Below are 23,112 nucleotides of genomic sequence, written 5' to 3' on the forward strand. Positions count from 1 at the left end.
GTCACCACCACAAGGAGAACTGCACATGACCACGCGCACCGTGTTCGTCACCGGGGCGGCCCAAGGAATCGGCCGGGGCATCGCCACCAGCCTGGTCGAGGCCGGCCATCGGGTGGCGATCGCCGATCTCAACACCGAGGTTGCGCAGGCGACGGCGGCCGAACTCGGCGCAAGCGGCGCCCACGTCATCGCCGTCCACTGCGACATCACGAGCACCGCCTCGGTTCGGTCCGCGGTTGAGCAGGCCCAAGACCAGCTCGCCGGCCCGATCGACATGGTCGTCAACAATGCCGGTTGGGACAACTTCATGCCGTTCCTGGCGACGAGCGAGGACTTCTGGGACAAGATCTTGGACATCAACTTCAAGGGCGCGTTGCGCGTCATCCAGGCGACCGTCCCCGGAATGGTCGAGCGCGGTTTTGGCCGGGTCGTCAACATCGGCTCCGACGCCGGCCGGGTCGGATCCTCGCTCGAAGCCGTCTATTCCGGCGCCAAGGGCGGGATCATCGCCTTCACCAAGACCCTCGCCCGCGAGGGGGCGACCAAGGGCGTCACCTGCAACACGATCTGCCCCGGCCCAACCGACACCCCGGCCTTGCGCACCTTCACCGAAGGCTCGGGACAGGACGCCGAGAAGGTGCTCGCCGGCATGACCCGGGCGGTCCCGATGAAGCGACTCGGCACGCCCGCCGACATCGGCCCGGCCGTCGCCTTCCTCGCCTCCGACGGCGCGGCATTCATCACCGGCCAGACCCTGTCGGTCAGCGGTGGCCTGACCATGGCTTAACCCGGCCATACCGCAATCCTTCCCGGAACTGCGTCATTGCACAGCCATTCACTGCCACAAGGGATTACCGCCACAAGGATTCACTGCCACAAGGAGTTTTCACCATGAGCGAGACAGCCCAAGGCGCCGTCGGCTGGGAGATCGTCCATGACTCGATCATCGTGCTCGACCTCAAGCGGGGGCCGGCCAATGCCCTCGGCCCGCCGATCTGCGAGGGTATCCAGGCCGCCTTGGACGAGGCCGACCGCGTCGGCGGCATCAAGGTGGCGGTGGTGAGTTCGTCCATTCCCGGGTTCTTCGCCGCCGGGGCCGACATCAAGCACATGGGCGCGATCGCCGACGGGGCGGCGTTCACGGCATACGGAGATGCGTTGCGCGCCGGGTTGGACCGCCTAGCGGGCACCGACCGGATCACCATCGCGGCGGTCGACGGCCTGGCGCTGGGCGGCGGCCTCGAGCTGGCGATCGCCTGCCATTTGCGCGTGGCCGGGTCCTCGGCGCGACTTGGCCTGCCCGAGGTCAAGCTCGGGCTCGTCCCCGGAGCTGGAGGCACTCAACGCCTGCCCCGGCTCGTCGGGCGCGGCCGGGCCCTGGACATCATGCTCTCTGCCCGCCAAGTGCCGGCCCAGGAGGCGCTGACCATGGGGTTGGTCGACCGGGTCGTCGAGGCCGGCCGGGCAACCGAGGCGGCCATCGAGCTCGCCCGCGAGCTGTGCACGATGTCGCTGCCGGCGCTGCGTGCCGTCGTCCGACTCGTGGACACCTCCTTCGACACGATCCTCGATGAGGGCTTCCGGATCGAAATCGCCGAGGAACAGGAGCTTTTCGAGTCCGGCGAGGCGGCCGAGGGGCTGGCTGCCTTCCTGGGGAAACGGGCGCCCAACTTCGCGTGACTCACCCGGACTTCGCCCGAGTCACCCCCTCCGGCCACGATTTCACCCCAACGAGCTATTGCATTGGGTCTGATGGTTAGACCATTCTAGGTACTGCGCGACGACGTGGTCGCCAGCAGGACGCCTCCAGCGCCTGAACGACACCTAGGGGTGAAGATTGAACAAGACACGAACCGCCGTCTCCGCGGCGATGTTGTGTGGCCTCGTGGCGGCCTGCGGCAGCCCCAAGAGCGCCGAGGACGCCGGCGCCGACTCGAGCGGCGGGGACGCCGGCGGCGGCACCGTCAAAGTCGCCGTCATTCCCCCATCGAGCGGGGCCCTGGCTCAGTTCGGTGCCGACGCGGCCGCCGCCTGGCAGTTCGCCGCCGACGAGGCCAACGCCGCCGGTGGGGTGAACGGCAACAAGATCGAGATCATCAAGATGGACACCGACGCCAACCCGGCGACCACCCTGCGTGCCGCCAAGGAGGCGGTGGAGCAGAAGGGCGCTCAGTTCATCGGTGGTGTCATGACCTCCACCGAGCACGGCGCGCTCAATGCCCAGCTCGACGGTCTCGGCGTCTTGTCCTTCAACGCCCTCGGCAAGGATGACGCCCTCACCGGCAAGGACTGCACGGCCAACGCCTTCCGCGTCGTGCAGTCCACGAGCCAGGACGTCGCCGGGCTGAAGGAAAGCCTTCCCGAACTCCCCGGCAACACGTGGGACATTCAGGCGGTCGACTACTCCACCGGGCACACGACGGCGAGCGAATTCAAGAAGGCCGCCGAAGGTGGCGGGAAGAAGATCGGCGTGGAGTCCTTCGCGCCGTTGAACACCACCGAGTTCGGCACGTTCATCAGCAAGCTCAAGGGCAGCTCCTCCGACGCGCTGCTCGCCGTCGAATACGGCGCGGACGGCGTGGCGTTCGTCAACCAGGCCGCCCAATTCGACCTGACGAGCAAGTACGACACCATCCTCGGCTTCAACATGGTCTCCGAGCCGCTGTTCAAGGCGCTCGGGGAGAAGGTTCTGGGCTTCTACAACAACCTCGGTTATGACGCCAAGGCAGACAACGAACTCAACACAAAGTTCGTCGAGGCGTGGAAGGCCAAGCACGACGCTCAGCGCCCCTACTACGTCATCGCGGACAACTACCTTGCCGCGCAGACACTTTTCGAAGGCATCAAGAAGGCCGGCTCGACCGACCCGATGAAGGTGGGCGAGTCGTTGAACGACCTGTCGTTCGACAGCATCGCCGGCCAGGTCACCATGCGCGCCGCCGACCACCAGATGATCCGGCCGACCTATATCGGCAAGGTCGTCAAGGACGCCGAGGGCGTCGAAGGCATGGGCTGGGAGATCGTCCACACCTTCGACGGCGACATCCCGCCGAGCGCGGACTGCAAACTCTGAATCACCCCCCCAACGGCCAAACGCTCTGAGCCACCCCAGGCCGTGGGCCCTGGATCCAGCCCGGGGCCCACGTCCGTTCCGGCACAACGCATTCCGGCAGACGACAAGGAGGTCGGCCATCACACAGTTGCTCAACGGCATCGCGCTCGGGTCCTTGCTGATGATCCTCAGCTCGGGACTGGCCATGATCTACGGGCTGCGCGGCGTCACCAACTTCGCCCACGGCGCCCTCTATATGGCCGGCGCCTATATCGGCTACTCCGTCGCGCACCGGGTCTCCTTCTGGCTGGCGCTGATCGTTGCCCCGATCGCCCTGGCCGTGATCGGGGCGATCCTCGAACTCGTCTTCTTCCGTCAACTGCAGCATCGTTCCCACATCGAGGTCGGCCTGATCACCTTCGGCATTGCCTTCATCATGGAGCGGATCATCGTGCTGCTCTGGGGCGAGCGGACCCTCGCCGTCTCTGCCCCAGCGGGATTGGACGGGACCACCAACATCTTCGGGACGGCATACCCGACCTATCGGCTGTTCGTCATCGCGCTGGCCCTGCTGCTCGCATTCGCCCTTGTCCAGTGGATCCGGCGCAGCACGGTCGGCCTGCACATCCGGGCGGCGAGCTTCGACGTGGACACGACGGCCATTCTCGGCGTCAACGTCGACCGGGTCAGCCTGCTCGTTGTCTGCGTCGGCGCGGCGCTCGCCGGCCTGTCCGGCACCCTCGCGGCTCCCTACGTCTCGGTCTACCCGGCGATGGGGACCGCGATTCTCGTCCTCGTCCTCATCGTCGTCGTCATCGGCGGCACGGGAAGCATCGCGGGCGCGATGCTCGCGGGCATGGCACTCGGCATCATCCAGACCATGGGATCGATCTGGGTCCCCAGCCTCTCGGTGCTCGTCCCGTATGCCGCGCTGGTCGCCGTCTTGCTGTGGCGACCGCAGGGGCTGTTCGGAAGGAAGGTCACATGAGCGAATCGGTCCAGCATGACACCGATCTCGATCTCAGCACGACCCAAGGTCCCCCCGTCCTCGGCGGTGCCGATCCGCGCTCGCGGCATCGCGGGATGGTCATCGGGATCGTCCTGGCCCTGCTCGTCCTCGGGGCGGGCCTGGCCGTCCCCTATGTCGTGCCCTCGCGCTACTACATGGGCTTGCTCCTGGACGGTGTGATCCTCGCGATCCTCGCCAGCTCGCTGGGGTTCCTCGCTAAGCATCTGGGCTTGATCAGCCTGGGCCACACCGCCTTCTACGGTGGAGCGGCATACGCAACGGGAATCGCGATCGTTCGCTGGGAGTTCTCGCTGCTGCTCGCCGTCCTGTTTGCGATCGTCGTCGGCACGCTCCTCTCCCTCGTCATGGGCGTTCTCGTGGTCCGCGCCTCCGGCATGGGCTTCCTCATGCTCACCCTCGCCCTCGGCCAAGCGCTCTACCAACTGTGCATCCAGCGGGCCGCACTCCCCTGGACGGGCGCCTTCGACGGTCTGCAGATCAGCTATCCGCGCTCGGAACGCTTCCTCGGGCTCAACCGCACCCAGCTGATGAATGCCGCCTACTTCTGGCCGATCGCTTGGTCGGCACTGGTGTTGACGATTCTCGCGCTGTGGCTGATCGGCCGATCCCGTTTCGGCATTGTGTTGGAAGGCATCCGCGAGAACGAGGAACGTATGCGGTTCTCGGGCTATGGCACCTATCTGCCGCGCCTGGTCGCCTTCGTCATCTCGGGATTCGCGGCGTCCCTGGCTGGCGCCTTGTTCGCGCTCAACGCGAGCTATGTCTCTCCGGAGTCGCTGAGCTTCCTCAAGGCCGGAGACTCGTTGATCGCCTCGATCATCGGCGGCCTGGGCGTTCTGCTCGGCCCGGTCTTCGGCGCCTTCCTCTATGTCTATGCCCAGGCCCGGTTCAACGTCTCCGGCAACCTGCACCTCTATACCGGGCTGGCGCTCGTCCTCGTGTTGTGCTTCCTGCCCGGCGGCATCCTCGGCAGTCTGGTCGACGCGATCCGCAAACGGACCCGGCGTCGCGCGAGCCCGCCTGCACCCCCGGGAGACGGAGGTCCCATCATGAGCCTGTTCGTCGGTAGCGGAGTCAGTGTGCGCTACGGCGCGGTCAAGGCGCTCACCGATGTCGACGTGAGCCTCGAGCCGGGCATCGTCCACGGCGTGATCGGCCCCAATGGCGCCGGCAAGTCGACGTTCATCGACGGGCTGTCGGGTCGCGCCAAGGTGACGTCGGGCACCGTGACCTTCGACGGCGAGGACATCACCACCAAATCCCCTCGCTGGCGACGCCATCGCGGAATCTCCCGCTCCTTCCAACGCACGAGCGTCTTCCCGTCGATGACCGTCCGGCAACAGTTGGAAATGGTGGCCCGCAAGACGGGAGAGACCAACCTCGACGACATCGTGACCGTCCTGGACCTGAACAGCGTCCTGGACACCGTCTGCGCCGAGATCGCCTACGGCACCCAGCGCTCGGTGGACCTGGCCATCGCGCTGATCGGCAACCCCAAGGTCGTGCTGCTCGACGAACCCTGCGCCGGGCTCGTCTCCGATGAGTCGGTGCGAATGCTCGGGCATGTCCGGGAGATCTGCAAGGACCGGCAGGTGGCGGCCCTGCTCGTCGAACACGACGTCGACGGCGTCTTCCGCACCTGCGATCGGATCACGGTGCTGAACCTCGGACAGGTCCTCGCGACCGGGGAACCGGCCGAGGTGCGCGCCAACCCCGAGGTCATCAAGGCCTACCTCGGAAGTGCTGCATGAGCGCCATTTTGGAGTTCCGCAATGTCGGAGCGTCGTATGCCGGAGCGGTCGTCCTCCAGGAGGTCTCGTTCGCGATCGGGGAAGGGGAGACCGTGGGTCTGGTCGGGCGCAATGGCGCCGGAAAGACGACGGCTCTGCTGTCGGTGTACGGCGTTCCGCACGTCACCGGCGAAATCCGCATCGGTGGTCAGCCGCTGGGGAAGGCGCGCTACGAGCCGGCCAGCCGCGGGGTCAGCCTGGTCCCTCAAGGAAAGCGGATCTATCCCAACCTGACCGTCGAAGAAAACATCCTGCTCGGGGAGGCCTCCGGCCGAAAGGGCCAATGGACGCTCGACCGGCTCTATGACCTCTTCCCCAACCTCGCTCGGGCCAAGGCCCGGCTCGGGACGATGATGAGCGGCGGTGAGCAACAGATGCTCGCCATCGCCCGCGCCCTGCGCGCCGAGCCGGCCCTCCTCATGCTCGACGAGCCCACGGAGGGCCTCGCGCCCGTCATCATCGATCAGCTCACCGAGGCGCTGCGGACGATCCGGGACACGGGCACGTCCTTGCTCCTTGTTGAGCAGCACATCGGGATGATCCAAAAACTCGCCAGCCGATACCTCGCCTTGCGCAAGGGAGAACTGGTTGGCGATGGGCCCATCGACGATCTGTCCAAACGCGAAGTTCAGGAAATGATCGCGCTCTGAGGCGAAGGAGAGGGATGTTCGCGTCACCGTGCACCGGCCCCCTCGCCGGGTTGAAGGTCATCGAGATCGGCGGCCTCGGGCCCGGTCCGTTCGCCGCCATGCTCCTTGCCGATCTGGGGGCCGACGTCGTGCGGGTCGACCGCGCCCACGGCGCCGCTTTGTCCGGGCCGAACTTCGACCACCGCCTGGAGTTGCTCAACCGCGGCCGACGATCGGTTGCCGTCGACTTGAAGCATCCCGCAGGAGCGGCGGTGGTGCTGCGGCTGGCCGAGGAGGCCGACGTCCTCTTCGAGGGGTTTCGCCCGGGCGTCGCCGAACGTCTCGGAATCGGCCCGGCGCAGGTGATGGAGCGCAACCCCCGGATCGTCTATGGCCGGATGACCGGTTATGGCCAGACCGGGCCGATGGCGCAGACGGTCGGGCATGACATCAACTATGTCGCGCTCAGCGGCGTCCTGTCCCTCATCGGCCGCCAAGGCCAGCCGCCGACCGTCCCGCTGAGCCTCGCCGGCGACTTCGGTGGCGGCGGGCTCTTCCTGGTCATGGGCATTCTGGCCGCCCTCTGGGAGCGGCAACACTCGGGGCGCGGACAGGTCGTCGACGCGGCCATGACCGAGGGCGCGGCCGTCTTGGCGACCCCCTTCTTCGGCTTCGCCCAGACAGGGAGTTGGAACCTCGTGCGGGGGACCAACCTGGTCGACACCGGCGCGCCCTACTATGACGCCTACGAGTGCTCGGACGGCAACTACATCGCGATCGGGCCGCTCGAACCGCACTTCTATGCCGACCTGATCGACCTGCTCGACCTGCCAGCCGACGACCTGCCGGATCAGCTCGATCAGGCGCAGTGGCCGGCGATGAAACCGGTCTTTGCCGAGGCAATCCGCACGCGGACGCGGCAGGAGTGGGTGGACCGGGCCGACGGCCGCAACCCGTGCCTGTCGCCGGTCTTGACCGTCGAGGAAGCTCCCCACCACCCCCACCATGTGGCCCGCGAGGCGTTTGTGGACGTCGGGGGGCTCCTGCAGCCGGCGCCCGCGCCGAAGTTCAGCCGGACACCGGCACACGTCGACCGCGTGCCCCCACGGCCGGGAGAGCACACCCGAACCGCCCTGGCGGAGTGGGGAATTGCGCCGGTCCAGATCGACAACTGGTTGTCCAGCAAGGCCATCGTGGACTACTCCCATCCAGCCGAAACCGGCGACTCAGCCTGCGACAACAATCCAAGCTGCCACACCAAGGACCAAGGAGCGTGACGTGAACACCCCCGAGTTCGAGACCATCCTGCTTGACCGGCCGGTTGACGGCGTGGTCGTCGCCACTCTCAACCGCCCCGACCGGTTGAACGCCCAGACCGACACGATGTTCCGGGAGTTCGAGCGCCTCGCTCGCGCGCTGAACGACGACGACGATCTGCGAGTCGTCATCCTCACCGGGGCCGGACGCGCCTTCTGCGCCGGCTTCGACTTGGACGACGCCAAGAATCTCCCCGGCCTCGGTGCCCTCGGCTTCCTCCACCAGCAGGAGCGTGCGGCCCGTGGCCTGCATGCGCTACGCCACATCCGAGTGCCGTTGATCGCCGCGGTCAACGGGCCGGCTGCCGGCGGTGGGTTCTCCCTCGCGCTCGCCGCTGACATCCGAATCGCCTCACCCACAGCGCGCTTCAATGCCGCATTCGTGAAAATCGGACTGACAGCAGGGGATTTAGGTGTGTCCTGGCTCTTGCCGCGGTTGGTCGGCCCTGCCCGAGCCAACGAGATCGCGTTCACGGGAGCTCAAGTGGACGCCGAGGAGGCCGAGCGGATCGGCCTGGTCAACAAGGTCGTCCCCGCCGATCAACTCATGTCCGAGTGCCTCGCGATGGCCGAGCTGATCAAGGCCAACTCGCCCGGCGGGGTCCAACTGTCCAAGCGGGCCATTCAAAACAACCTGGAGGTTGCCTCGTATGCCGCCGCGATCGAGTTGGAGAACCGCGGCCAGGCACTGTTGACTCGCAGTGCCGATATGCCCGAAGCCCTGGCCGCCTTCCTCGAGAAGCGCCCCGCGAACTTCACCGGAGAATGACATGTCCGACACCCTCGCCAACTACGAGCCCGCGCAGCTGGAGACGCTGACCCTCGACGTGCTGCCCGGCAAGATCGCGGTCATGACGATCAACCGGCCAGACCGGATGAACTCCAACACCGTGCGGATGTTCTCCGAGTTTGGCCTGGTCGCCGATGCGTTGCGCGACACCGATGCTCGCGCCCTTATCCTGCGCGGAGCGGGCGATAAGGCGTTCTGCGCAGGCTTTGATCTCGACGAGATCGGCGTCATCACGACCATGGGCGTGCGCCAGTTCCTGAAGTTCCAGGAGACCGCGACTGGCGGCATCCAAGCCATCCGCTTCCTGCCGTTCCCCGTGATCGCCGCGATCCACGGCCCCGCCGCAGGCGGCGGCCTCGCCCTCGCCCTGGCCGCCGATATCCGACTGGGCGACCCACGGGCGAAGTTCAGTGCCGCCTTCGTCAAGGTCGGCCTGTCCGCGGGTGAGTTGGGGACGTCATACAACCTCGCCCGGCTCATCGGTCCCGCACGCGCGGCCGAGATCTGCTTCACCGCACGCTTGGTCGATGCGACCGAGGCCGAGCGCATCGGCCTGCTCAACCACGTCCATCCGACCGAGTCACTGATGGACGAGGCCGTGGCACTCGCCCACCGGATCAGCGCCAACAGCCCTGGCGGAGTGCGGTTGTCCAAGTCCGCGCTGCAACGCAACACCGAGAACGTCTCCTACGCCGCAGCGTTGGAGCTGGAGAACCGGGGCCAGGCCCTGATGACCCGAACGACGGACATGCCGGAGGCCCTCACCGCCTTCTTGGAGAAGCGCGAGCCGAAATTCACCGGCCAGTGATGAGCGAGCAGTGGACGTGGTCACCCGCGCAGCTCGACCGGCTGCGGGATTTCCTCGACGAACACGACGTTTTGCACGGGTCGCTGACCCTGCGCCCGATCGGTGACGGGCACTCCAACCTGACTTATCTCGTCACCGACGGCGAGCGCGAGGTCGTCCTGCGTCGGCCGCCGCCTCCACCGACCCCGCCGGGTGCCCACGACATGCTCCGTGAAGCCCAACTCATCGGCGCGCTGGAAGGCAGCGAGGTCCCGGTTGCCCGGGTGCTTGCGGTGGCGCAACGGGACGACGTCATCGACGTTCCCTTCTATGTCATGACCTATGTGCGCGGCCCGGTCGCGACGACAGGGTCGCCGCCGCACCTGGCCAACCCCGCCGAGCGACGCCGCGTCGGGGAGTCCCTGGTGGCGACGCTCGCGGCTCTACATGCGGTCGACTGGCGCGCCGCCGGACTGGAGAACATGGGTAAGCCGAAGGGCTTCAATCTGCGTCACGTCAAGCGGATGGCGGCGCTCGTGGCCGATGACGACGGCAACCCCCCCGACGATTTCGCGCCGGTCGACGCCTGGCTGCGCGCCAACGCTCCGGCGGAGTCGGGGGAGGCGATCATCCACAACGACTTCCGGTTGGGCAATGTCATCCTCGGGCCGGACACACCCGGTCGGGTCGTCGCCGTCCTCGACTGGGAACTGGCGACGATCGGTGACCCGCTGTTCGACCTCGGCTACTTCCTGTCGTCGTATCCCGTTGCAGGAGAGGAACGGACACCCACCGAAGATCTCGGAACGTCGCTCTTGGAGGACGGTTATCCGACGCGTGACGAGATTGCCGCAATGTATGCCGCTCGCACCGGCGCCGATCTGTCCGCGCTGCCTTGGTATGTCGCTATGGCGCAATGGAAACTGGCTGTCCTCTACGAATACGGCCATCGCCGAGCCATCGCCGGCGTCGGCGACCCCTACTATGCCGACCGCGGGCTCGTCGTGTCCTTCCTGCGCGCCGCCCACCGGGCAGCCGGTCTGCCCTGGTCGCGAGGAACTTCTGCTAGCAGCAGTTAGTCAACGTCTCCATAGGTTGCTGCCTATGGGGACGTCGACCACCTTGCGCTAAGTCGGCCGCAGCCGGCTCCGCGGCGGCCGGCGTCAGCTGCTCGGCGGCCGGGTTCAGGTCCTTGCCGTGGGATCCTCCTGGAGGATTCGGGGAATCGACCCGCGGTGGAAGCCCAAGAAGGGCTCGGTCTTGCCGCCCGGGGGGATCTCCCAGCCGCCGCGCCAGTTCGGCGTTCCGCCGTCGACGCGAAGGCAGGTGCCCGTGACATAGGCGGCAGCCGGCGAGAGCAGATAGACGATCCCTGCCGAGATCTCCGCCTCGGTGCCGAACCGCTTGAGCGGGATCACTGGCATGGCCTTCTCCTGGATCCAGCGGGTGCCGGCCTCGTCATAGGTGTCGAAGCCCGACGACGCGATTCCGCCGGGCGCGAGCGCGTTGACCCGCACCCCGGATTCGGCCCATTCGCAGGCCGCAGTCTCGGTCAATGTCCACGTGCCGCCTCGGGAGGCCCCCGAGTGGCCCATGCCGGGCCAGCCGCCCCAGATGTCCGCGATGATGTTGACGATGGCGCCGCCGTGCTCCTGCATCCACTGGGTGTAGGTCTCGCGCATCATCACGAAGGTCCCAGTGAGGTTGTTGCGCACCACGGCTTGAAAACCGTTGGTGGAGATGTCCTTCAAGGCGGCTCGATACTGACCGCCGGCGTTGTTGACCAGGCCGTCGATCCGGCCGCGCTCCTGCACGACCGCGGCCACGGTGGCCCGCACCGCGTCCTCGTCACGGATGTCGCACGAGTATGCCGATGCCGACCCGTCGTCCTCGGCGATCTCGGCGAGGACGGTGTCTAGCTTCTCCTGACTACGCCCGGTGATGACGACATGTGCACCGAGCGCGGCTAGCTCGTGGGCGGTGCAGCGCCCGAGCCCGCTGCCACCACCGGTGACCATGATCGTCTGCCCCTCGAAGAGCCCAGGCGCAAATATCGATTTGTAGGTCACGGGAAGTCACACACCTCGCTGGGTCTTGGCCGCTTCGCTGGCGGCTTGGCTCTTTGCCCGGGCCTCGGCCCAGTCGTCCTTCGTCATCGACGTCAAACTGGCGAATGTGCCGGGACCAGCGAGCATTTGGCCACCATCCATGGCAATCGTCTGACCGGTCAGGTAGTCGCACCCGTCGCCCATGAGGAAGATCGTCAGGTGGGCGAGTTCCTCGATGCTTCCCATCCGGCCCATCGGCACCGCATCCTCCTGCGTCGCGCCGGCGGACGAGGTATCCGTCGGGTTGAGCATCGCCCAGGCGTATTCCGTCGGAATGGGACCGGGCGCAACGGCATTGACCCGAATGCCATAGCGACCCCACTCGGCGGCGAGCGACATCGTCATCGCGTGCACGGCCGCCTTCCCCATTGCCGAGGGAACAACGAAGGCTGACCCCGTCCACACCCAGGTCGTCAGCGTCGACAGCACACTTCCCTTGTCGCCGTTCGCGATCCATCGCTTCCCGGCGGCAAGTGTGGTGAGGAAGGAGCCGTCCATCACGGTGGAGGAGACCGCCTCGTAGGCGCGCGGGCTGAGCGACTCCGTAGGCGCGATGAAGTTGGCCGCCGCATTGTTGATGACTCCGCTCAACGGCCCATGCTGGCTCCAGATCTCATCCATCGCGGCGTCGATCAGGTCGGCTTTGCGGACATCGACGACCTGCCAATGCACGACCCCGTCGCGACCGCCGGCCGCCTCCGCCGCTGCTTCTTCGAGCACGGCTGGCCGACGGCCCCACAAGTGGACCTGCGCACCATGTGAAACCAAGTGCGCGGCAACACCCTTGCCGAGGCCGGTGCCGCCCCCGGTGATCAGAATGCGTTTTCCGGCGAGGACATCGGTGCGGAATGGGCTCGTCACTTTGGCTCCCTGGTCGGTCGTGTGCGCGGTTGCCTCGGCGGTCACAGGCCGAGCGACTTGACGATGATTTCCTTCTGCACTTCGTTCGAGCCACCATAGATCGTCGGGGCCAGGTTGAAGCGGACCTGCTCTTCCATGCCGAAATCGCGGGCGAAGCCATAGCCGCCCATGAACTGCATGGCCTCCAAGACCGTGCGCTTGGCCACCTCGGTGCACTTGAGCTTGGCCATGGCGGCTTGGGCCTCGATGGCGTCCTCGAGGCCGTGGTCGATCTTGTCGGCGATGTCATAGACGAAGGCACGGCACACGGCGATCTCCGTAGCCAACTCGGCGAGCCGGTGCTGCACGGCTTGGAAAGAGCCGATGGACCGGCCGAACTGCTGCCGTTCGGTGACATAGGCGACGACATCGTCGAGGGCGCGCTGCGCGGCGCCGGTGGAGGTCGTCGCGATGATCAGCCGTTCGACGGCCAGCCCGCGGGTCAACGCCCGCCAGGCGTGGTCGCGCTCCCCGACGATCGCCGACGCGGGGACGCGCGCATCCGTGTAATAGACGTCGTTGACCGTGCGCGGCTCCATCGTGACGATCTCGCGGATCTCCACGCCGGGGGTGTCGGTCGGCACCATGAACAAGGTCAGCCCGTGGTGCTTGCGGCCGCTGGAGTCGGTGCGCGCCAACAGCAGCATGTGCTCGGCGATGTGGGCCACCGAGCACCACGTCTTCTGGCCGTTGAGGACGTAGTCGTCGCCGTCCTGAACCGCCTTGAGCCGCACCGCGGCCAGGTCGGATCCGGCCCCCGGCTCACTGAGCGAGATCGCCTCGACCTTGCCGGCGACGATGTTGCCGACGATGGTGTGCTTCTGGTCTTCGTTGCCGCACTTGAGATAGGTCTGCACCGCGACGAGACCGGTCGAGTAGCCCTTGATGGGGACCAGGCCGCGGGCGGTCTCTTCGAGGAAGATGCACTCATCGACCATCCCCGCCCCGTGCCCGCCATACTCCTCCGGAAGAGAGACACCGAACCACCCGTGGTCGGCGATCTTGCGGAACATCTCCGGGCTGTTGGCGATCGTGCCGCCTTCGGTCAGGGCGTCGCGCTGGGCCAGGGTCTTGCAGTGGCTGTCGGCGAACCGGCGAAGTTCTTGGCGGAAGTGCTCTTGCTCCTCGGTGAATCGCATGACCGGGCCCTAGTTGCCGCGGTAGGCGGAGAAGTCGGGGTGACGCTTTTCGTTGAACGCCGTGATGCCTTCCTTGGCCTCGTCGGAGTCGCCGAACATCTTCAGCGCGGTCGTCGCCATGTGGCCGATTGCCGCAAACTGCTCGGTGTCCATGTTGAAGGACTGCTTGAGCATCTTCAGGGCCGTCGGTGAGAGCTGGACGATCTCGGCTCCCCAGGCCTGGGCCTCGTCATGGAGCCGGTCCGCCGGAACAACCTTGTTGACCAGGCCCCATTCATAGGCCTCCTGCGCGGAGTAGCGGCGGCAGAGGAACCAGATCTCCCGAGCGCGCTTCTCGCCGACGACGCGGGCGAGGTAGCCGGTGCCGAAACCGGCATCGAAGGATCCCACCCTGGGCCCGTTCTGTCCGAAGACGGCGCTCTCGGCGGCGATAGTCAGGTCGCACAGGACGTGCAGGACGTGACCTCCGCCGATGGCAAACCCGTTGACTGCGGCGATGACCGGCTTGGGGACATCACGGATGACCCGGTGCAGGGCCTCGATTTCCAGCCATCCGCTCAGCGAGGGTCCGTAGTCGCCGGTCTCCATCCGTTGCTTCTGGTCGCCTCCGGTGCAAAATGCCTTGTCCCCGGCTCCAGTCAGGACGATGGCACCGACGTCGGCGCCGATCCAGGCGCGCTTGAACGCCTGGGTGAGTTCATCGACCGTCTGGGCGCGAAATGAGTTATAGCGCTCCGGCCGGTTGATCGTGATCCACGCCAGACCGTCGACCACCTCATACGTGATGTCGCTGTAGTCAGTGCCAGTCATTCCCGCCGCATCCTCTCGTTTTGGTCCAATCATACGCATGATAGACGACGTGCGGTATGGGGAGAGGATGGGGTCATGACGACGATCACCAACGAGCAGGCGTGGCGGGAGTGGCATCGGACCAGTCCCCAAGAGGTGCAGCCTGGAATTGCCCGGATCCCCCTCACCCTGCACATGGACGGCCTGAAGGCGGTGAACGTCTATGCGTTGACCGATGGCGACGGGGTGACGCTCGTCGATGGCGGGTTGGCGCTGGATGACGCGGAAGAGGAGTTGGTCGCCGGGCTAGCGAGCATCGGCGCCGGCCTTCGGCGACATCCGCCGCATCCTCGTCACCCACTTTCACCGAGACCACTACACCCTGGCCGCTCGCGTGCGCAGCAGGTTCGGCACGACGGTGTTGCTCGGCGAGGGCGAACGGGCCGGTTTTGAGGACATGCTGGCGAAGGCGCCGCCACCGGAGATCCCGCAGACTCCGTACTTGCGTCGAAGCGGGGCACCGACGCACGTGGTGGACGCACTGCGGCGGATGGGGGCGAACATCGACCTGAGCGTGTGGACTAGACCCGACGGCTATGTGGCCGACGGGGAGGTCGTGACGGTCGGGGACGCGCGCCTGACCGCGCGGCATACCCCTGGGCACACGCAGGGGCACTTCCTCTTCCACGATCTCGAGCGCACGCTGATGTTCACCGGCGATCACGTGCTCCCGCACATCACCCCATCGATCGGCTTCGAGCAAATCATTGCCGCCTCGCCGCTGCGCGACTATCTCGCGTCGCTGGAGCTGGTCCGGTCCTTCCCCGATGCCCTGCTCTTGCCCGGGCACGGACCGATCGGGCAGAGCGTGCACGACCGGGTGGACGAGCTGATCGCCCACCACGGCCAGCGCCTGGACGAAACCCTCCGGGCGGTCGATCGCGGAGCCGATACGGCGTATGCAATCGCCGAGCAGCTCACCTGGACGAGCGGCCATCGCCGGCTCGGCGAGCTGGACCCGTTCAACACCATGCTCGCCGTCTTGGAAACGCTGTGGCACGCCGAGTTGCTTGCCGAACGGGGACATGTACAAGCGCACGACGTCGGCGAGATCCGCCATTTCACCCGATGACGGCGTCTCGCAGGCGAATCACCTTGCCGGTGGGGGGCTGCCAGCTCGTGCGTCCCCGCGCAATCACGCGATCGACCCGCTCGGCGATGTCGAGCGGCATCGGCGCCGGCCGACGCGTGTCCATTCCGACATGCACGGCAAGGCTTTCGAAGGTTGCCGCCAATGAACCGGTGCTGAGGTCAACGACATAGGCCATCGAATGGACGGCCCTCGCCGAGCGGCCAACCACGTGCGCGTGCGCCTCAGCTTCCTGCCCGGCCAGCAACTCGCCGAAGTAGGCCAAGTGGTTCTCCGCGGTGAAAAACCCCAGCCGCCGATCCCGTCGATACTCGTCGGTGATCCCGAATTCGACGAAGAGCGCGGTGACCGCTCGTGAACCGAGGTCGAGATAGTGGCGGATGTTCACGTGTCCGTTGGCGTCCTCGAACTCCGGCGGAACCGTGAACGGCGGCACCTGACAGGGGAGTTCGCGGATCTGTCCCAAGCTCGGCTGCATGGGCGGAGCATATGGCCAGGCCGGCCGGACCGGCCCGTTGCCGCCCGCTGACTCGGTGTCGAGTCCTACAGCCGCGGGTCCACCGGCTCCGATTCGAGGGCGAGCACGGCAAAAACCGGCTCGTGAACCCGCCACAACGGCTCGCCCTCGCAGAACCGCGCGAGGGACTCCAGCCCAAGGGCGTACTCGCGCAGGGCCATCGACTGTTTATGTGCCAGCCGACGCGCCCGTAGTCGGGGAAGCTCGGCGAGATACTCGGGCCCGTAGACTATCCGTAAATACTCACGTCCGCGGACCTTCAGGCCGGGCTGGACGAGCTTGCCACGGCTCGTTCGCACCAGTCCGGCACGCGGCTTGACGACCATGCCCTCACCGCCGGCGGCCGTCAGGTCGAGCCAGCACTGGGCGGCACCGGCTCGCGACTGCTCGTCGTCCAGGTCGACGAAGCGCCGCTCGGTCCGCCGGAGCAAGCCCGAGTCCGCGGCCACGAGCCGATCGATCAGCCCAAGGTGCCAGTCGTGCGGGCGCTCCTCATGGGTGGCGCCCTCGCTCGCGAGGATCTGGAACGGGGCAAGCTGCACTCCGTCGAGTCCCGTTGTTGGCCAACAATATCGGCGGTATGCCGTGGTGAACGCGGCGGCGTCGTGCCGCCGCCGCGTGCTCCGCTCTCGCAACTCGCCGACATCGATCCCGCGCGCCCAAGTCGCCTGGAGGATCTCGTCGGCGGCGCGCAACGCCCGCCGGGCGCTGGCGCCGACTGCGGCATACTGCTCCCGCAGCAACCCCTGGGCCTTGAGCGACCACGGGAGGAGTTCGGCGTCGAGAATCAGCCAATCCGAGCCGAGTTCGTCCCACAAGCCGGCGGCGTCGGTGGCCGAGCGAAGCCGGGAGAGAAAGGCCTCCGTGCTTTCCTGATCAAAGAACGATCGGCCGGTCCGGGTATACACGGCACCGGAGTCGCCGGTGAAGGAGTGGAATCGACGGGCCGCCACATCGACTCCCCGGCACAGGACGACGACAGCGCGGCTGCCCATGTGCTTCTCCTGGCAGACCAGCTCGCGAACGCCGGCGCTGGCATAGGTGGACCAGGCCTGATCCGGGTGCTCCAGGAGATCGTCGTGAGTGGACGTTGGAACAGGCGACATCGTGGGCGGTAGGTAGGCCAGCCAGCGCGGCGCGATGGCGTAGCGGCTGATCACTTCCAGGGCGCCGGCTCCCTGCTCGGCGCGAACGGTGACGCGCCCGAGGTGACGGGTCTGGACGGCGTGCTGGCCAAGCACGTCGGCGACATCGAGTTCGTGGTCGCCCAGACCGGCGCGCGCACGCGACGGCTCCCCGGCCGGAAGGAGGGGGCGCACTGGCTCGTACCACACGCGCTCGGCCGGGACCTGGATGGTCTCCCGCTCGGGATAGCGCAGCGCGGACAACTGGCCACCGAAGACGCAGCCGGTGTCCAGGCACATGGTGTTATTGACCCAGTCGAGGGTCGGGGTGGGGGTGTGGCCATAGACGACCATTGCTCGTCCGCGATACTCCGATGCCCACGGATAGCGCACCGGGAGACCGAATTCGTCGGTCTCGCCAGTTGTGTCGCCATAGAGCGCAAAGGATCGCACGCGTCCACTGGCGCGTCCGTGATAGGCCTCCTTCAGGCCGGCGTGCGCCACCACAAGCCGACCGTCGTCGAGAACGAGGTGAGCGATCAGGCCGCGTAGCCACGCCCGCACGCTGCTGCGGAATTCCTCGCTCTCCCTGCCGAGTTGGTCCAAGGTCTCCGCAAGGCCGTGGCTGACCTGCACCTTGCGGCCGTCCAGGGCGCGCTCGAGCTTGTTCTCGTGGTTTCCGGGGATGGCCAAGGCATGCCTCGCTGCGGTCATCCCCATCACCAGCCGCAGCACTCCGGGCGAGTCCGGACCGCGGTCGACGAGATCGCCAAGGAAGATCGCCGTCCGGCCGCTCGCGTTGATCGCATCGATGGGACGACCGTGCTCGTCGCACCGCACGTCATAGCCCAACCGGCCAAGGAGCGTCAGCAGCTCGCCAAGGCAGCCGTGGACGTCGCCGATGATGTCGAACGGGCCGTGCAGATCCCGTCGGTCGTTGAGCAGCGGCGTGCGCACCACCGACGCCGAGTCGATGTCCTCGACACTGCGCAAGACATGCACGCTGCGGAAGCCTTCCCGCTCCAGCCCCCTCAGGCCGCGCCGCAGATCACTGCGTTGCCGCCGGATGACATGGTCGCCGAAGTCGCGGTCTGCGCGTTGATGGTGGCGTTGCAGGGCAACGGATTCCGGCACGTCGAGCACGATCGCGACCGGCAAGACGTTATGGTCCTTGGCCAGTTGAATCAGCGGGCGACGGTTCTCACGCTGGAGGTTGGTGGCGTCAACAACCGTGAGCAGCCCACGCGAAAGGCGCACCCCGGCAATGTGATGCAGCAGATCGAAGGCTGCCGCGCTGGCGGACTGGTCATTGACATCGTTGCTGACGATCCCGCGGCAGTAGTCGCTCGAGATGACCTCGAAGGAACCGAACTGCTCGGCGGCGAAAGTCGACTTCCCGGATCCGCTGGTGCCGATGAGGACAACGAGGCTTGTGGCAGGAATGCGTAGCTCGCTCACTGGTCTACCTTCCTTGTGTCAGTGATCGCCTGATCGCTGATGCACCCGTGGTGCCACCAGGCCATCGCCCTGCTCGCTCGACGCGTTGGATGTCCAGCATGAGATCTGCGGGGTCTGGTGGTTACCCGGGACGTACGGACCGTCGACAGGGCTGAGCGCCTCCGAGCGCCGATCAGTGAGCGAACCGGCAGCTGCGTCCCGGAACCATCGGCACATGCGGGTGCCTCCCCACTGGGATTAGCAGCGAGGAGGCTGACGTGAAGTCTGCCAGTAACACCCTGCCCGATACACCCCCGAACGCGGTGACCGCGGGCATTGATTGGGCCCGCGATGACCATGCCGTGTGCATCGTCGATGACCGCGGCCGTCAACGGGCCCGCACCATGGTCGACCACACCGCCTCCGGCCTGAGTGCGTTGGTGCGGTTCCTGGGCCGCCACGGCGTCGGTGAGGTCGCCATCGAACGCCCGGACGGGCCGGTCATCGACGCCCTGCTGGCGGCCAAGCTGACCGTTGTGGTGATCAGCCCGAACCAGGTCAAGAACCTGCGCGGTCGTTACGGCTCGGCTGGAAACAAGGACGACCGGTTCGACGCCTTCGTGCTCGCCGACACTCTGCGCACCGACCGGCCCCGGCTGCGGGCTTTGGTCCCCGACACCGAGGAGACGGTCGCGTTGCGGCACGCGTGCCGCGCCCGCAAGGACCTGGTCAATCACCGGGTTGTGGTCACCAACCAGCTGCGCGCCCACTTGCGCAACGTCTTTCCTGGCGCGGTTGGCCTCTTCGCGGCCTTTGACTCGGCCATCAGCCTCGCGTTCATCTCCCGGTTCACCAGCCAAGCCCAGGCCGACTGGCTGACCCCCACCCGGCTGGCCGCCTGGCTGGCCAAACACGGCTACTCCGGCAAGAAGGACCCCGCCGTCCTGCACGCCCACCTGACCGGCGCGCCCCGCGGCCTGACCGGGCCGACCGCCAAGACCCAAGCCGGGATCACCCGCGCCTACCTCGCCGTCGCCGCCACCCTGGCCGAGCAGATCACCACCCTCACCACCCAAATCGAGGCACAACTGGCGGCGCACACCGATGCCCACATCTTCACCAGCCTGCCGCGCTCCGGAACCGTCCGCGCCGCCCGGCTGCTCGCCGAGATCGGCGACTGCCGCGGCAAATTCCCCACCCCCGAATCCCTGGCCTGCCTCGCCGGCGTCGCCCCCTCCACCCGCCAATCCGGCAAGGCCCGCGCGGTCACCTTCCGCTGGGCCTGCGACAAACAACTGCGCGACGCCGTCACCGACTTCGCCGGCGACTCCCGACACGACAACCCCTGGGCCGCACAGCTCTACAAACGCGCTATCGACCGCGGACACGACCACCCCCACGCCGTCCGCATCCTGGCCCGAGCCTGGCTCTTCGTCATCTGGCACTGCTGGCAAAACAACACCGCCTACGACCCCGACCGACACCAAGCGCTCCAACGACTCCTCACCCAACAAAACAGGGCGGCTTGACACAGGGCTTCTCATGCGACACCGCCGCGGACAAGCTGGTCGCGCACGAATAGGCCTAGCTGCGTCGGTGGTCCGACTTCGGGGTCGCTGTCGCCAACTGGCCGGAACTCGACCGTGTAACCATGCTCTGCCGCAACGCTTTGTGCCCAGGACTGGAATTGGGCGCGGCTCCACTCAAAGCGGTGGTCGGGGTGGCGCAGGTCGCTGTGCCCGAGCCCCTCATAGCGGACGTTGTATTCCACATTGGTGGTGGTGACCACGACGCATCCGGGCCTGGCATGGACGAAGACCGCCCGCACGAGCGCCGGCAGCCGCTCAGCATCCACGTGCTCGATCACTTCCATCAACACGATGGCGTCGTATGCCGCCAAGCGCGCGTCGCGGTAGGTCGCCGACGTTTGCAGCAGGGTCAGCCGGGCCCGGTTCCGGTCGGACATCGTGTCCAACCGGAGGCGGCGCTCGGCGAGGGCGAGCGCACCTGCGGACACATCAGTCCCGACGACTTCGGTAAAGGTGTTGTCCCGCAATAGCTCATGCAACAGCGATCCGCTGCCGCAGCCAAGGTCGACAACCCGGTGAGCGCCGGTGTCGCGCAAGGCCTGGAGGACCGCGTCCTTGCGCCGCCGCACCAGGGGAACGGTCTTAATCGCCTCTGCGCCGATATCGTCGTTCCCGGTCGCTTCGCACTCCACGGGATCGGCAGCGACATCACTCGCCTCCGGGGCCTCGTCGTCGAGAGCGGCAAGGCGGGTCAGGGCATCGGTCACGAACTCGCGTTTGTGCGCGAGGTAGCGACGGGTGATCCAGGCCCGTTCCGGATGCTCAGCCAGCCACGTTCCGCCGCGACGGAGGAGCTTGTCGATCTCGTCCGGGCCCACCCAATAGTGTTTGCTGCCGTCGAGGACCGGCAGGAGCACGTAGAGGTGGCTCAACGCATCCGCCAGCCGCACGACCCCGGTAAGGGTGACATCGACATAGCGTGAATCACCCCACTGCGGGAAGGCATCGTCTAGCGGAATGGGGGCGGCCTCGACCGACCAGCCAACTGGCCCAAAGAGGCGTTCGACCTGGCCGGGACCACCCCGGCACGGCAGGACCGGCACGTGCACGGTCAGCGGTAAGGCCGCGTCGGCGAGGTCCTCGTGGCCGACGCAGGTGCCGCGCATCGCCGTGCCGAAGACCTTGCCGAGCGCGACCGCGAGGAGCGAGCCGGCGGCATACGGCCGATCATTGACATAGTGTGCGAGCGTGCCATGGTCGCTGAACCGGCGCCCACGAACGACCTCCACGGGATCGACCTCCAGCAGGAGCGCGACCGTGCACCGCTCGGCGCTCGCCTCGGGATAGAAGACGTGCGCCCGCCCGACAGAGAGGTCAAAGACCTGGGCACGACCGGGGTGTTTATGCAGCAGGAAGCCAAGTGCGGACGCGTCTGGGGCAGTGGAGGTCAGGGTCAGCAGCACCGGCATATTCTGCCTGGCCATCGGCCGCAGCGGCAGCGGTTTGCCGGCGGGCGCTCAGCCGTCGACGAGCAGGCCCCGCACCGGGCCTTCGAGACGGTCCATGCGGCGAGAGAGGCCCTCGATCCGGCGGACTCGATGGACGGGGTCGTCGCCGCGAGCGGAGACGGCGTCCTGGAGGTCGCACTGAGCGCGCCAGATGGTGTCGATGACTTCGGCCGGTGGGCCGTCAACCGCGTTCTCGGGCAGATGCAAATGTTCGCTCCACAGCCGGATCCGAGTCGATCGCGCCAGTGCAGGATCGAGGGTCAGGACGTTCATCTCGGAGTCGTTGAACAGGGAGTGCGTGTTGAGGTTCGCCGACCCGATCGTCAGCCAGTGATCGTCGATGATGCCGACCTTGGCGTGGACATACACGCCTGGGCTGGCAGCCGTCGGCCCGAGAAGTGTCGTGGCGAGCAGCCGGCCGCGGCCGGAGTCGGCGTCGATCAGCTGGGCAAGTTGGCCGCGCGTGGTGTCCTTGCCATTGCTCGGCCGTCTCGGCAAAACGAGCAGCACGCGGAAGTCGGGCTGGGGCGGATTGTCGAGCTTGTCGGCCAGCACATCGGCGACCTCGGGCGACCAGAGGAATTGATTCTCCAGATAGACGAGCCGCTCGGCGCCCCGCAGGGCCTGGAGGTAGGCCTCCAGGACGGTGAATTCACCGCGGGGAAGGAAGTTGTAGGACTTCTCCGGAACCGTTCGCAACACCTGGAGGGCCACGGTGCCAGCGGACTGGGGCGGGACGGGATCGGGCAGCGCGCGAGCGGTCACCTCCCGCCAGCGGTTGGCGAAGTGTTGCGCGATGTCGGCGACCGCCGGCCCGCGGATCTGCACGGCGACGTCGTGCCAGCCCAGCCGGTCGGCGTGTGGATGTCCCTGCGCGTCGTTGCGGTTGCCCTCCAGCGCCGTCAGATCGAGCCCGCCAATGATCGCCACGTCGTCATCGGCCACCACGATCTTTTCGTGGTGGCAGTGCATGAGGTGCCCGTGGGTGTCGAGTTCACACTCGAGTCGCGACCCGCGCAGGAACTCCTCGCGATCGCGCCGGACGCTCGACCGGGTGGGTTCCACGATCGGGATCGGTGCTCCACCCCACATCAGCAGCCGCACGTTCACCCGGTCGGCTGCATCGGCAAGCACGTCTCTCAAGAGCGGTCCGGTGGGGGTGAGGCGGAAGCCCGGGCTCGTGTGCCAGCCAGCGATGTGGACATGACTCGTGGCCGCGGCAATTGCCGCGGAAATGCGCTCGCACGTGGCTGCGCCGTCGATCAACACCTCGACCGCGTTGCCTGGCCGCACCGGGACCGCTGCCGCCCAGGCCGGCGCTCGTGGTGACCAATCTCGGTGTGGAGCAAGGGCAAACCCCCACCCATGGCGGCTCAATCGGCGCCGGTGGTTGAGCGCCACCGCCCGGTCGATCAGGTCGCCCACACGCGTGTCGAGGCGCGCACCCACGGCCCGCGGCGACAGCGACTTGGTTGACGGCGGCACGCCAACACTGTGTCAGTCCCGGGGCGCAAGCC

Annotated in this window: 21 protein-coding genes; 13 read left to right on the top strand and 8 right to left on the bottom strand. The window is 67.0% G+C overall.

The annotated features are described in order from the left end of the window. Positions 1 to 25: 25 nt before the first annotated feature. From V9G19_RS20900 to V9G19_RS20945, 10 genes are all read left to right on the top strand, one after another. On the top strand, positions 26 to 787 hold the full coding sequence (locus V9G19_RS20900; protein WP_462287334.1) for an SDR family NAD(P)-dependent oxidoreductase: 762 nt from the start codon (positions 26 to 28) through the stop codon (positions 785 to 787). Between the two features lie 104 nt (positions 788 to 891). Next, positions 892 to 1,680 (top strand): enoyl-CoA hydratase/isomerase family protein, encoded by a 789-nt coding sequence (locus V9G19_RS20905; RefSeq protein WP_462287335.1) that lies wholly within the window; start codon positions 892 to 894, stop codon positions 1,678 to 1,680. A gap of 157 nt (positions 1,681 to 1,837) precedes the next feature. Beyond that, positions 1,838 to 3,073 carry an ABC transporter substrate-binding protein gene (locus V9G19_RS20910; protein ID WP_462287336.1) on the top strand — a complete coding sequence of 412 codons (1,236 nt, stop codon included), beginning with the start codon at positions 1,838 to 1,840 and terminating at the stop codon, positions 3,071 to 3,073. Positions 3,074 to 3,200: 127 nt separating this feature from the next. After that, positions 3,201 to 4,040 (top strand): branched-chain amino acid ABC transporter permease, encoded by an 840-nt coding sequence (locus V9G19_RS20915; RefSeq protein ID WP_462287337.1) that lies wholly within the window; start codon positions 3,201 to 3,203, stop codon positions 4,038 to 4,040. Further along, the gene (locus V9G19_RS20920) at positions 4,037 to 5,833 is read left to right on the top strand and encodes a branched-chain amino acid ABC transporter ATP-binding protein/permease (RefSeq protein WP_462287338.1); all 1,797 of its coding nucleotides are present in this window, start codon (positions 4,037 to 4,039) and stop codon (positions 5,831 to 5,833) included. The genes V9G19_RS20915 and V9G19_RS20920 overlap by 4 nt, the downstream gene beginning before the upstream one ends. Beyond that, the gene (locus V9G19_RS20925; RefSeq protein WP_462287339.1) at positions 5,830 to 6,522 is read left to right on the top strand and encodes an ABC transporter ATP-binding protein; all 693 of its coding nucleotides are present in this window, start codon (positions 5,830 to 5,832) and stop codon (positions 6,520 to 6,522) included. The genes V9G19_RS20920 and V9G19_RS20925 overlap by 4 nt, the downstream gene beginning before the upstream one ends. 14 nt (positions 6,523 to 6,536) lie before the next feature. After that, positions 6,537 to 7,778 (top strand): CaiB/BaiF CoA transferase family protein, encoded by a 1,242-nt coding sequence (locus V9G19_RS20930; protein ID WP_462287340.1) that lies wholly within the window; start codon positions 6,537 to 6,539, stop codon positions 7,776 to 7,778. 1 nt (position 7,779) lies between these two features. Beyond that, positions 7,780 to 8,586 (top strand): enoyl-CoA hydratase/isomerase family protein, encoded by an 807-nt coding sequence (locus V9G19_RS20935; RefSeq protein ID WP_462287341.1) that lies wholly within the window; start codon positions 7,780 to 7,782, stop codon positions 8,584 to 8,586. A gap of 1 nt (position 8,587) precedes the next feature. After that, a complete protein-coding gene (locus V9G19_RS20940) occupies positions 8,588 to 9,415 on the top strand; it encodes an enoyl-CoA hydratase/isomerase family protein (RefSeq protein ID WP_462287342.1) in 828 nt (275 codons plus the stop codon). Then, complete coding sequence (locus V9G19_RS20945) at positions 9,415 to 10,473, top strand: phosphotransferase family protein (RefSeq protein ID WP_462287343.1); 1,059 nt, start codon at positions 9,415 to 9,417, stop codon at positions 10,471 to 10,473. Before V9G19_RS20940 ends, V9G19_RS20945 begins: the two co-directional genes overlap by 1 nt. 105 nt (positions 10,474 to 10,578) lie before the next feature. Here V9G19_RS20945 and V9G19_RS20950 read toward each other — a convergent pair whose 3' ends face one another. From V9G19_RS20950 to V9G19_RS20965, 4 genes are read right to left on the bottom strand one after another with little or no spacing between them, the layout of a single operon-like run. Next, positions 10,579 to 11,463 carry an SDR family oxidoreductase gene (locus V9G19_RS20950; protein ID WP_462287344.1) on the bottom strand — a complete coding sequence of 295 codons (885 nt, stop codon included), beginning with the start codon at positions 11,461 to 11,463 and terminating at the stop codon, positions 10,579 to 10,581. Positions 11,464 to 11,469: 6 nt separating this feature from the next. Next, a complete protein-coding gene (locus tag V9G19_RS20955) occupies positions 11,470 to 12,363 on the bottom strand; it encodes an SDR family oxidoreductase (RefSeq protein WP_462287345.1) in 894 nt (297 codons plus the stop codon). Between the two features lie 41 nt (positions 12,364 to 12,404). Next, positions 12,405 to 13,541 carry an acyl-CoA dehydrogenase family protein gene (locus V9G19_RS20960; RefSeq protein ID WP_462287346.1) on the bottom strand — a complete coding sequence of 379 codons (1,137 nt, stop codon included), beginning with the start codon at positions 13,539 to 13,541 and terminating at the stop codon, positions 12,405 to 12,407. A 9-nt stretch (positions 13,542 to 13,550) separates the two neighbouring features. Further along, entirely contained in the window at positions 13,551 to 14,351 is an 801-nt protein-coding gene (locus V9G19_RS20965; protein WP_462287347.1) for an enoyl-CoA hydratase-related protein, read from the bottom strand. Positions 14,352 to 14,426: 75 nt separating this feature from the next. Here V9G19_RS20965 and V9G19_RS20970 point away from each other — a divergent pair, with 75 nt between their 5' ends. Next, the gene (locus V9G19_RS20970; RefSeq protein WP_462287348.1) at positions 14,427 to 14,783 is read left to right on the top strand and encodes a hypothetical protein; all 357 of its coding nucleotides are present in this window, start codon (positions 14,427 to 14,429) and stop codon (positions 14,781 to 14,783) included. Further along, positions 14,725 to 15,462, top strand: coding sequence for an MBL fold metallo-hydrolase (locus V9G19_RS20975; RefSeq protein WP_462287349.1), 738 nt, complete (start codon positions 14,725 to 14,727; stop codon positions 15,460 to 15,462). The genes V9G19_RS20970 and V9G19_RS20975 overlap by 59 nt, the downstream gene beginning before the upstream one ends. Here V9G19_RS20975 and V9G19_RS20980 read toward each other — a convergent pair. Continuing rightward, the gene (locus tag V9G19_RS20980; protein WP_462287350.1) at positions 15,452 to 15,958 is read right to left on the bottom strand and encodes a thioesterase family protein; all 507 of its coding nucleotides are present in this window, start codon (positions 15,956 to 15,958) and stop codon (positions 15,452 to 15,454) included. The genes V9G19_RS20975 and V9G19_RS20980 overlap by 11 nt on opposite strands. Positions 15,959 to 16,023: 65 nt before the next feature. Continuing rightward, positions 16,024 to 18,579: a polynucleotide kinase-phosphatase gene (locus tag V9G19_RS20985; protein WP_462287351.1), complete on the bottom strand. Its 2,556-nt coding sequence runs from the start codon at positions 18,577 to 18,579 to the stop codon at positions 16,024 to 16,026. Positions 18,580 to 18,836: 257 nt separating this feature from the next. Between V9G19_RS20985 and V9G19_RS20990 the strand changes: the two genes are divergently transcribed. Beyond that, positions 18,837 to 20,087, top strand: coding sequence for an IS110 family RNA-guided transposase (locus V9G19_RS20990; RefSeq protein WP_462287352.1), 1,251 nt, complete (start codon positions 18,837 to 18,839; stop codon positions 20,085 to 20,087). 11 nt (positions 20,088 to 20,098) lie between these two features. On the opposite strand, the gene V9G19_RS20995 is transcribed toward V9G19_RS20990, so the two are convergent. Beyond that, positions 20,099 to 21,556, bottom strand: a complete 1,458-nt coding sequence (locus V9G19_RS20995) for a 3' terminal RNA ribose 2'-O-methyltransferase Hen1 (protein ID WP_462287611.1) — start codon at positions 21,554 to 21,556, stop codon at positions 20,099 to 20,101. 48 nt (positions 21,557 to 21,604) lie between these two features. Further along, positions 21,605 to 23,080 (bottom strand): phospholipase D-like domain-containing protein, encoded by a 1,476-nt coding sequence (locus tag V9G19_RS21000; protein ID WP_462287353.1) that lies wholly within the window; start codon positions 23,078 to 23,080, stop codon positions 21,605 to 21,607. Positions 23,081 to 23,112: the final 32 nt, after the last annotated feature.

The sequence above is a fragment of the Nostocoides sp. genome, assembly GCF_037045025.1.
Taxonomy (GTDB): Bacteria; Actinomycetota; Actinomycetes; order Actinomycetales; family Dermatophilaceae; genus Nostocoides_A.

Bases quoted from the DNA above. Each gene is read 5' to 3' on its own strand.
- V9G19_RS20965 (WP_462287347.1), bottom strand. From the start codon at position 14,351: ATGACTGGCACTGACTACAGCGACATCACGTATGAGGTGGTCGACGGT.
- V9G19_RS20960 (WP_462287346.1), bottom strand. From the start codon at position 13,541: ATGCGATTCACCGAGGAGCAAGAGCACTTCCGCCAAGAACTTCGCCGG.
- V9G19_RS20905 (WP_462287335.1), top strand. From the start codon at position 892: ATGAGCGAGACAGCCCAAGGCGCCGTCGGCTGGGAGATCGTCCATGAC.
- V9G19_RS20945 (WP_462287343.1), top strand. From the start codon at position 9,415: ATGAGCGAGCAGTGGACGTGGTCACCCGCGCAGCTCGACCGGCTGCGG.
- V9G19_RS20925 (WP_462287339.1), top strand. From the start codon at position 5,830: ATGAGCGCCATTTTGGAGTTCCGCAATGTCGGAGCGTCGTATGCCGGA.
- V9G19_RS20980 (WP_462287350.1), bottom strand. From the start codon at position 15,958: ATGCAGCCGAGCTTGGGACAGATCCGCGAACTCCCCTGTCAGGTGCCG.
- V9G19_RS20920 (WP_462287338.1), top strand. From the start codon at position 4,037: ATGAGCGAATCGGTCCAGCATGACACCGATCTCGATCTCAGCACGACC.
- V9G19_RS20970 (WP_462287348.1), top strand. From the start codon at position 14,427: ATGACGACGATCACCAACGAGCAGGCGTGGCGGGAGTGGCATCGGACC.
- V9G19_RS20940 (WP_462287342.1), top strand. From the start codon at position 8,588: ATGTCCGACACCCTCGCCAACTACGAGCCCGCGCAGCTGGAGACGCTG.
- V9G19_RS20995 (WP_462287611.1), bottom strand. From the start codon at position 21,556: ATGCCGGTGCTGCTGACCCTGACCTCCACTGCCCCAGACGCGTCCGCA.
- V9G19_RS20930 (WP_462287340.1), top strand. From the start codon at position 6,537: ATGTTCGCGTCACCGTGCACCGGCCCCCTCGCCGGGTTGAAGGTCATC.
- V9G19_RS20900 (WP_462287334.1), top strand. From the start codon at position 26: ATGACCACGCGCACCGTGTTCGTCACCGGGGCGGCCCAAGGAATCGGC.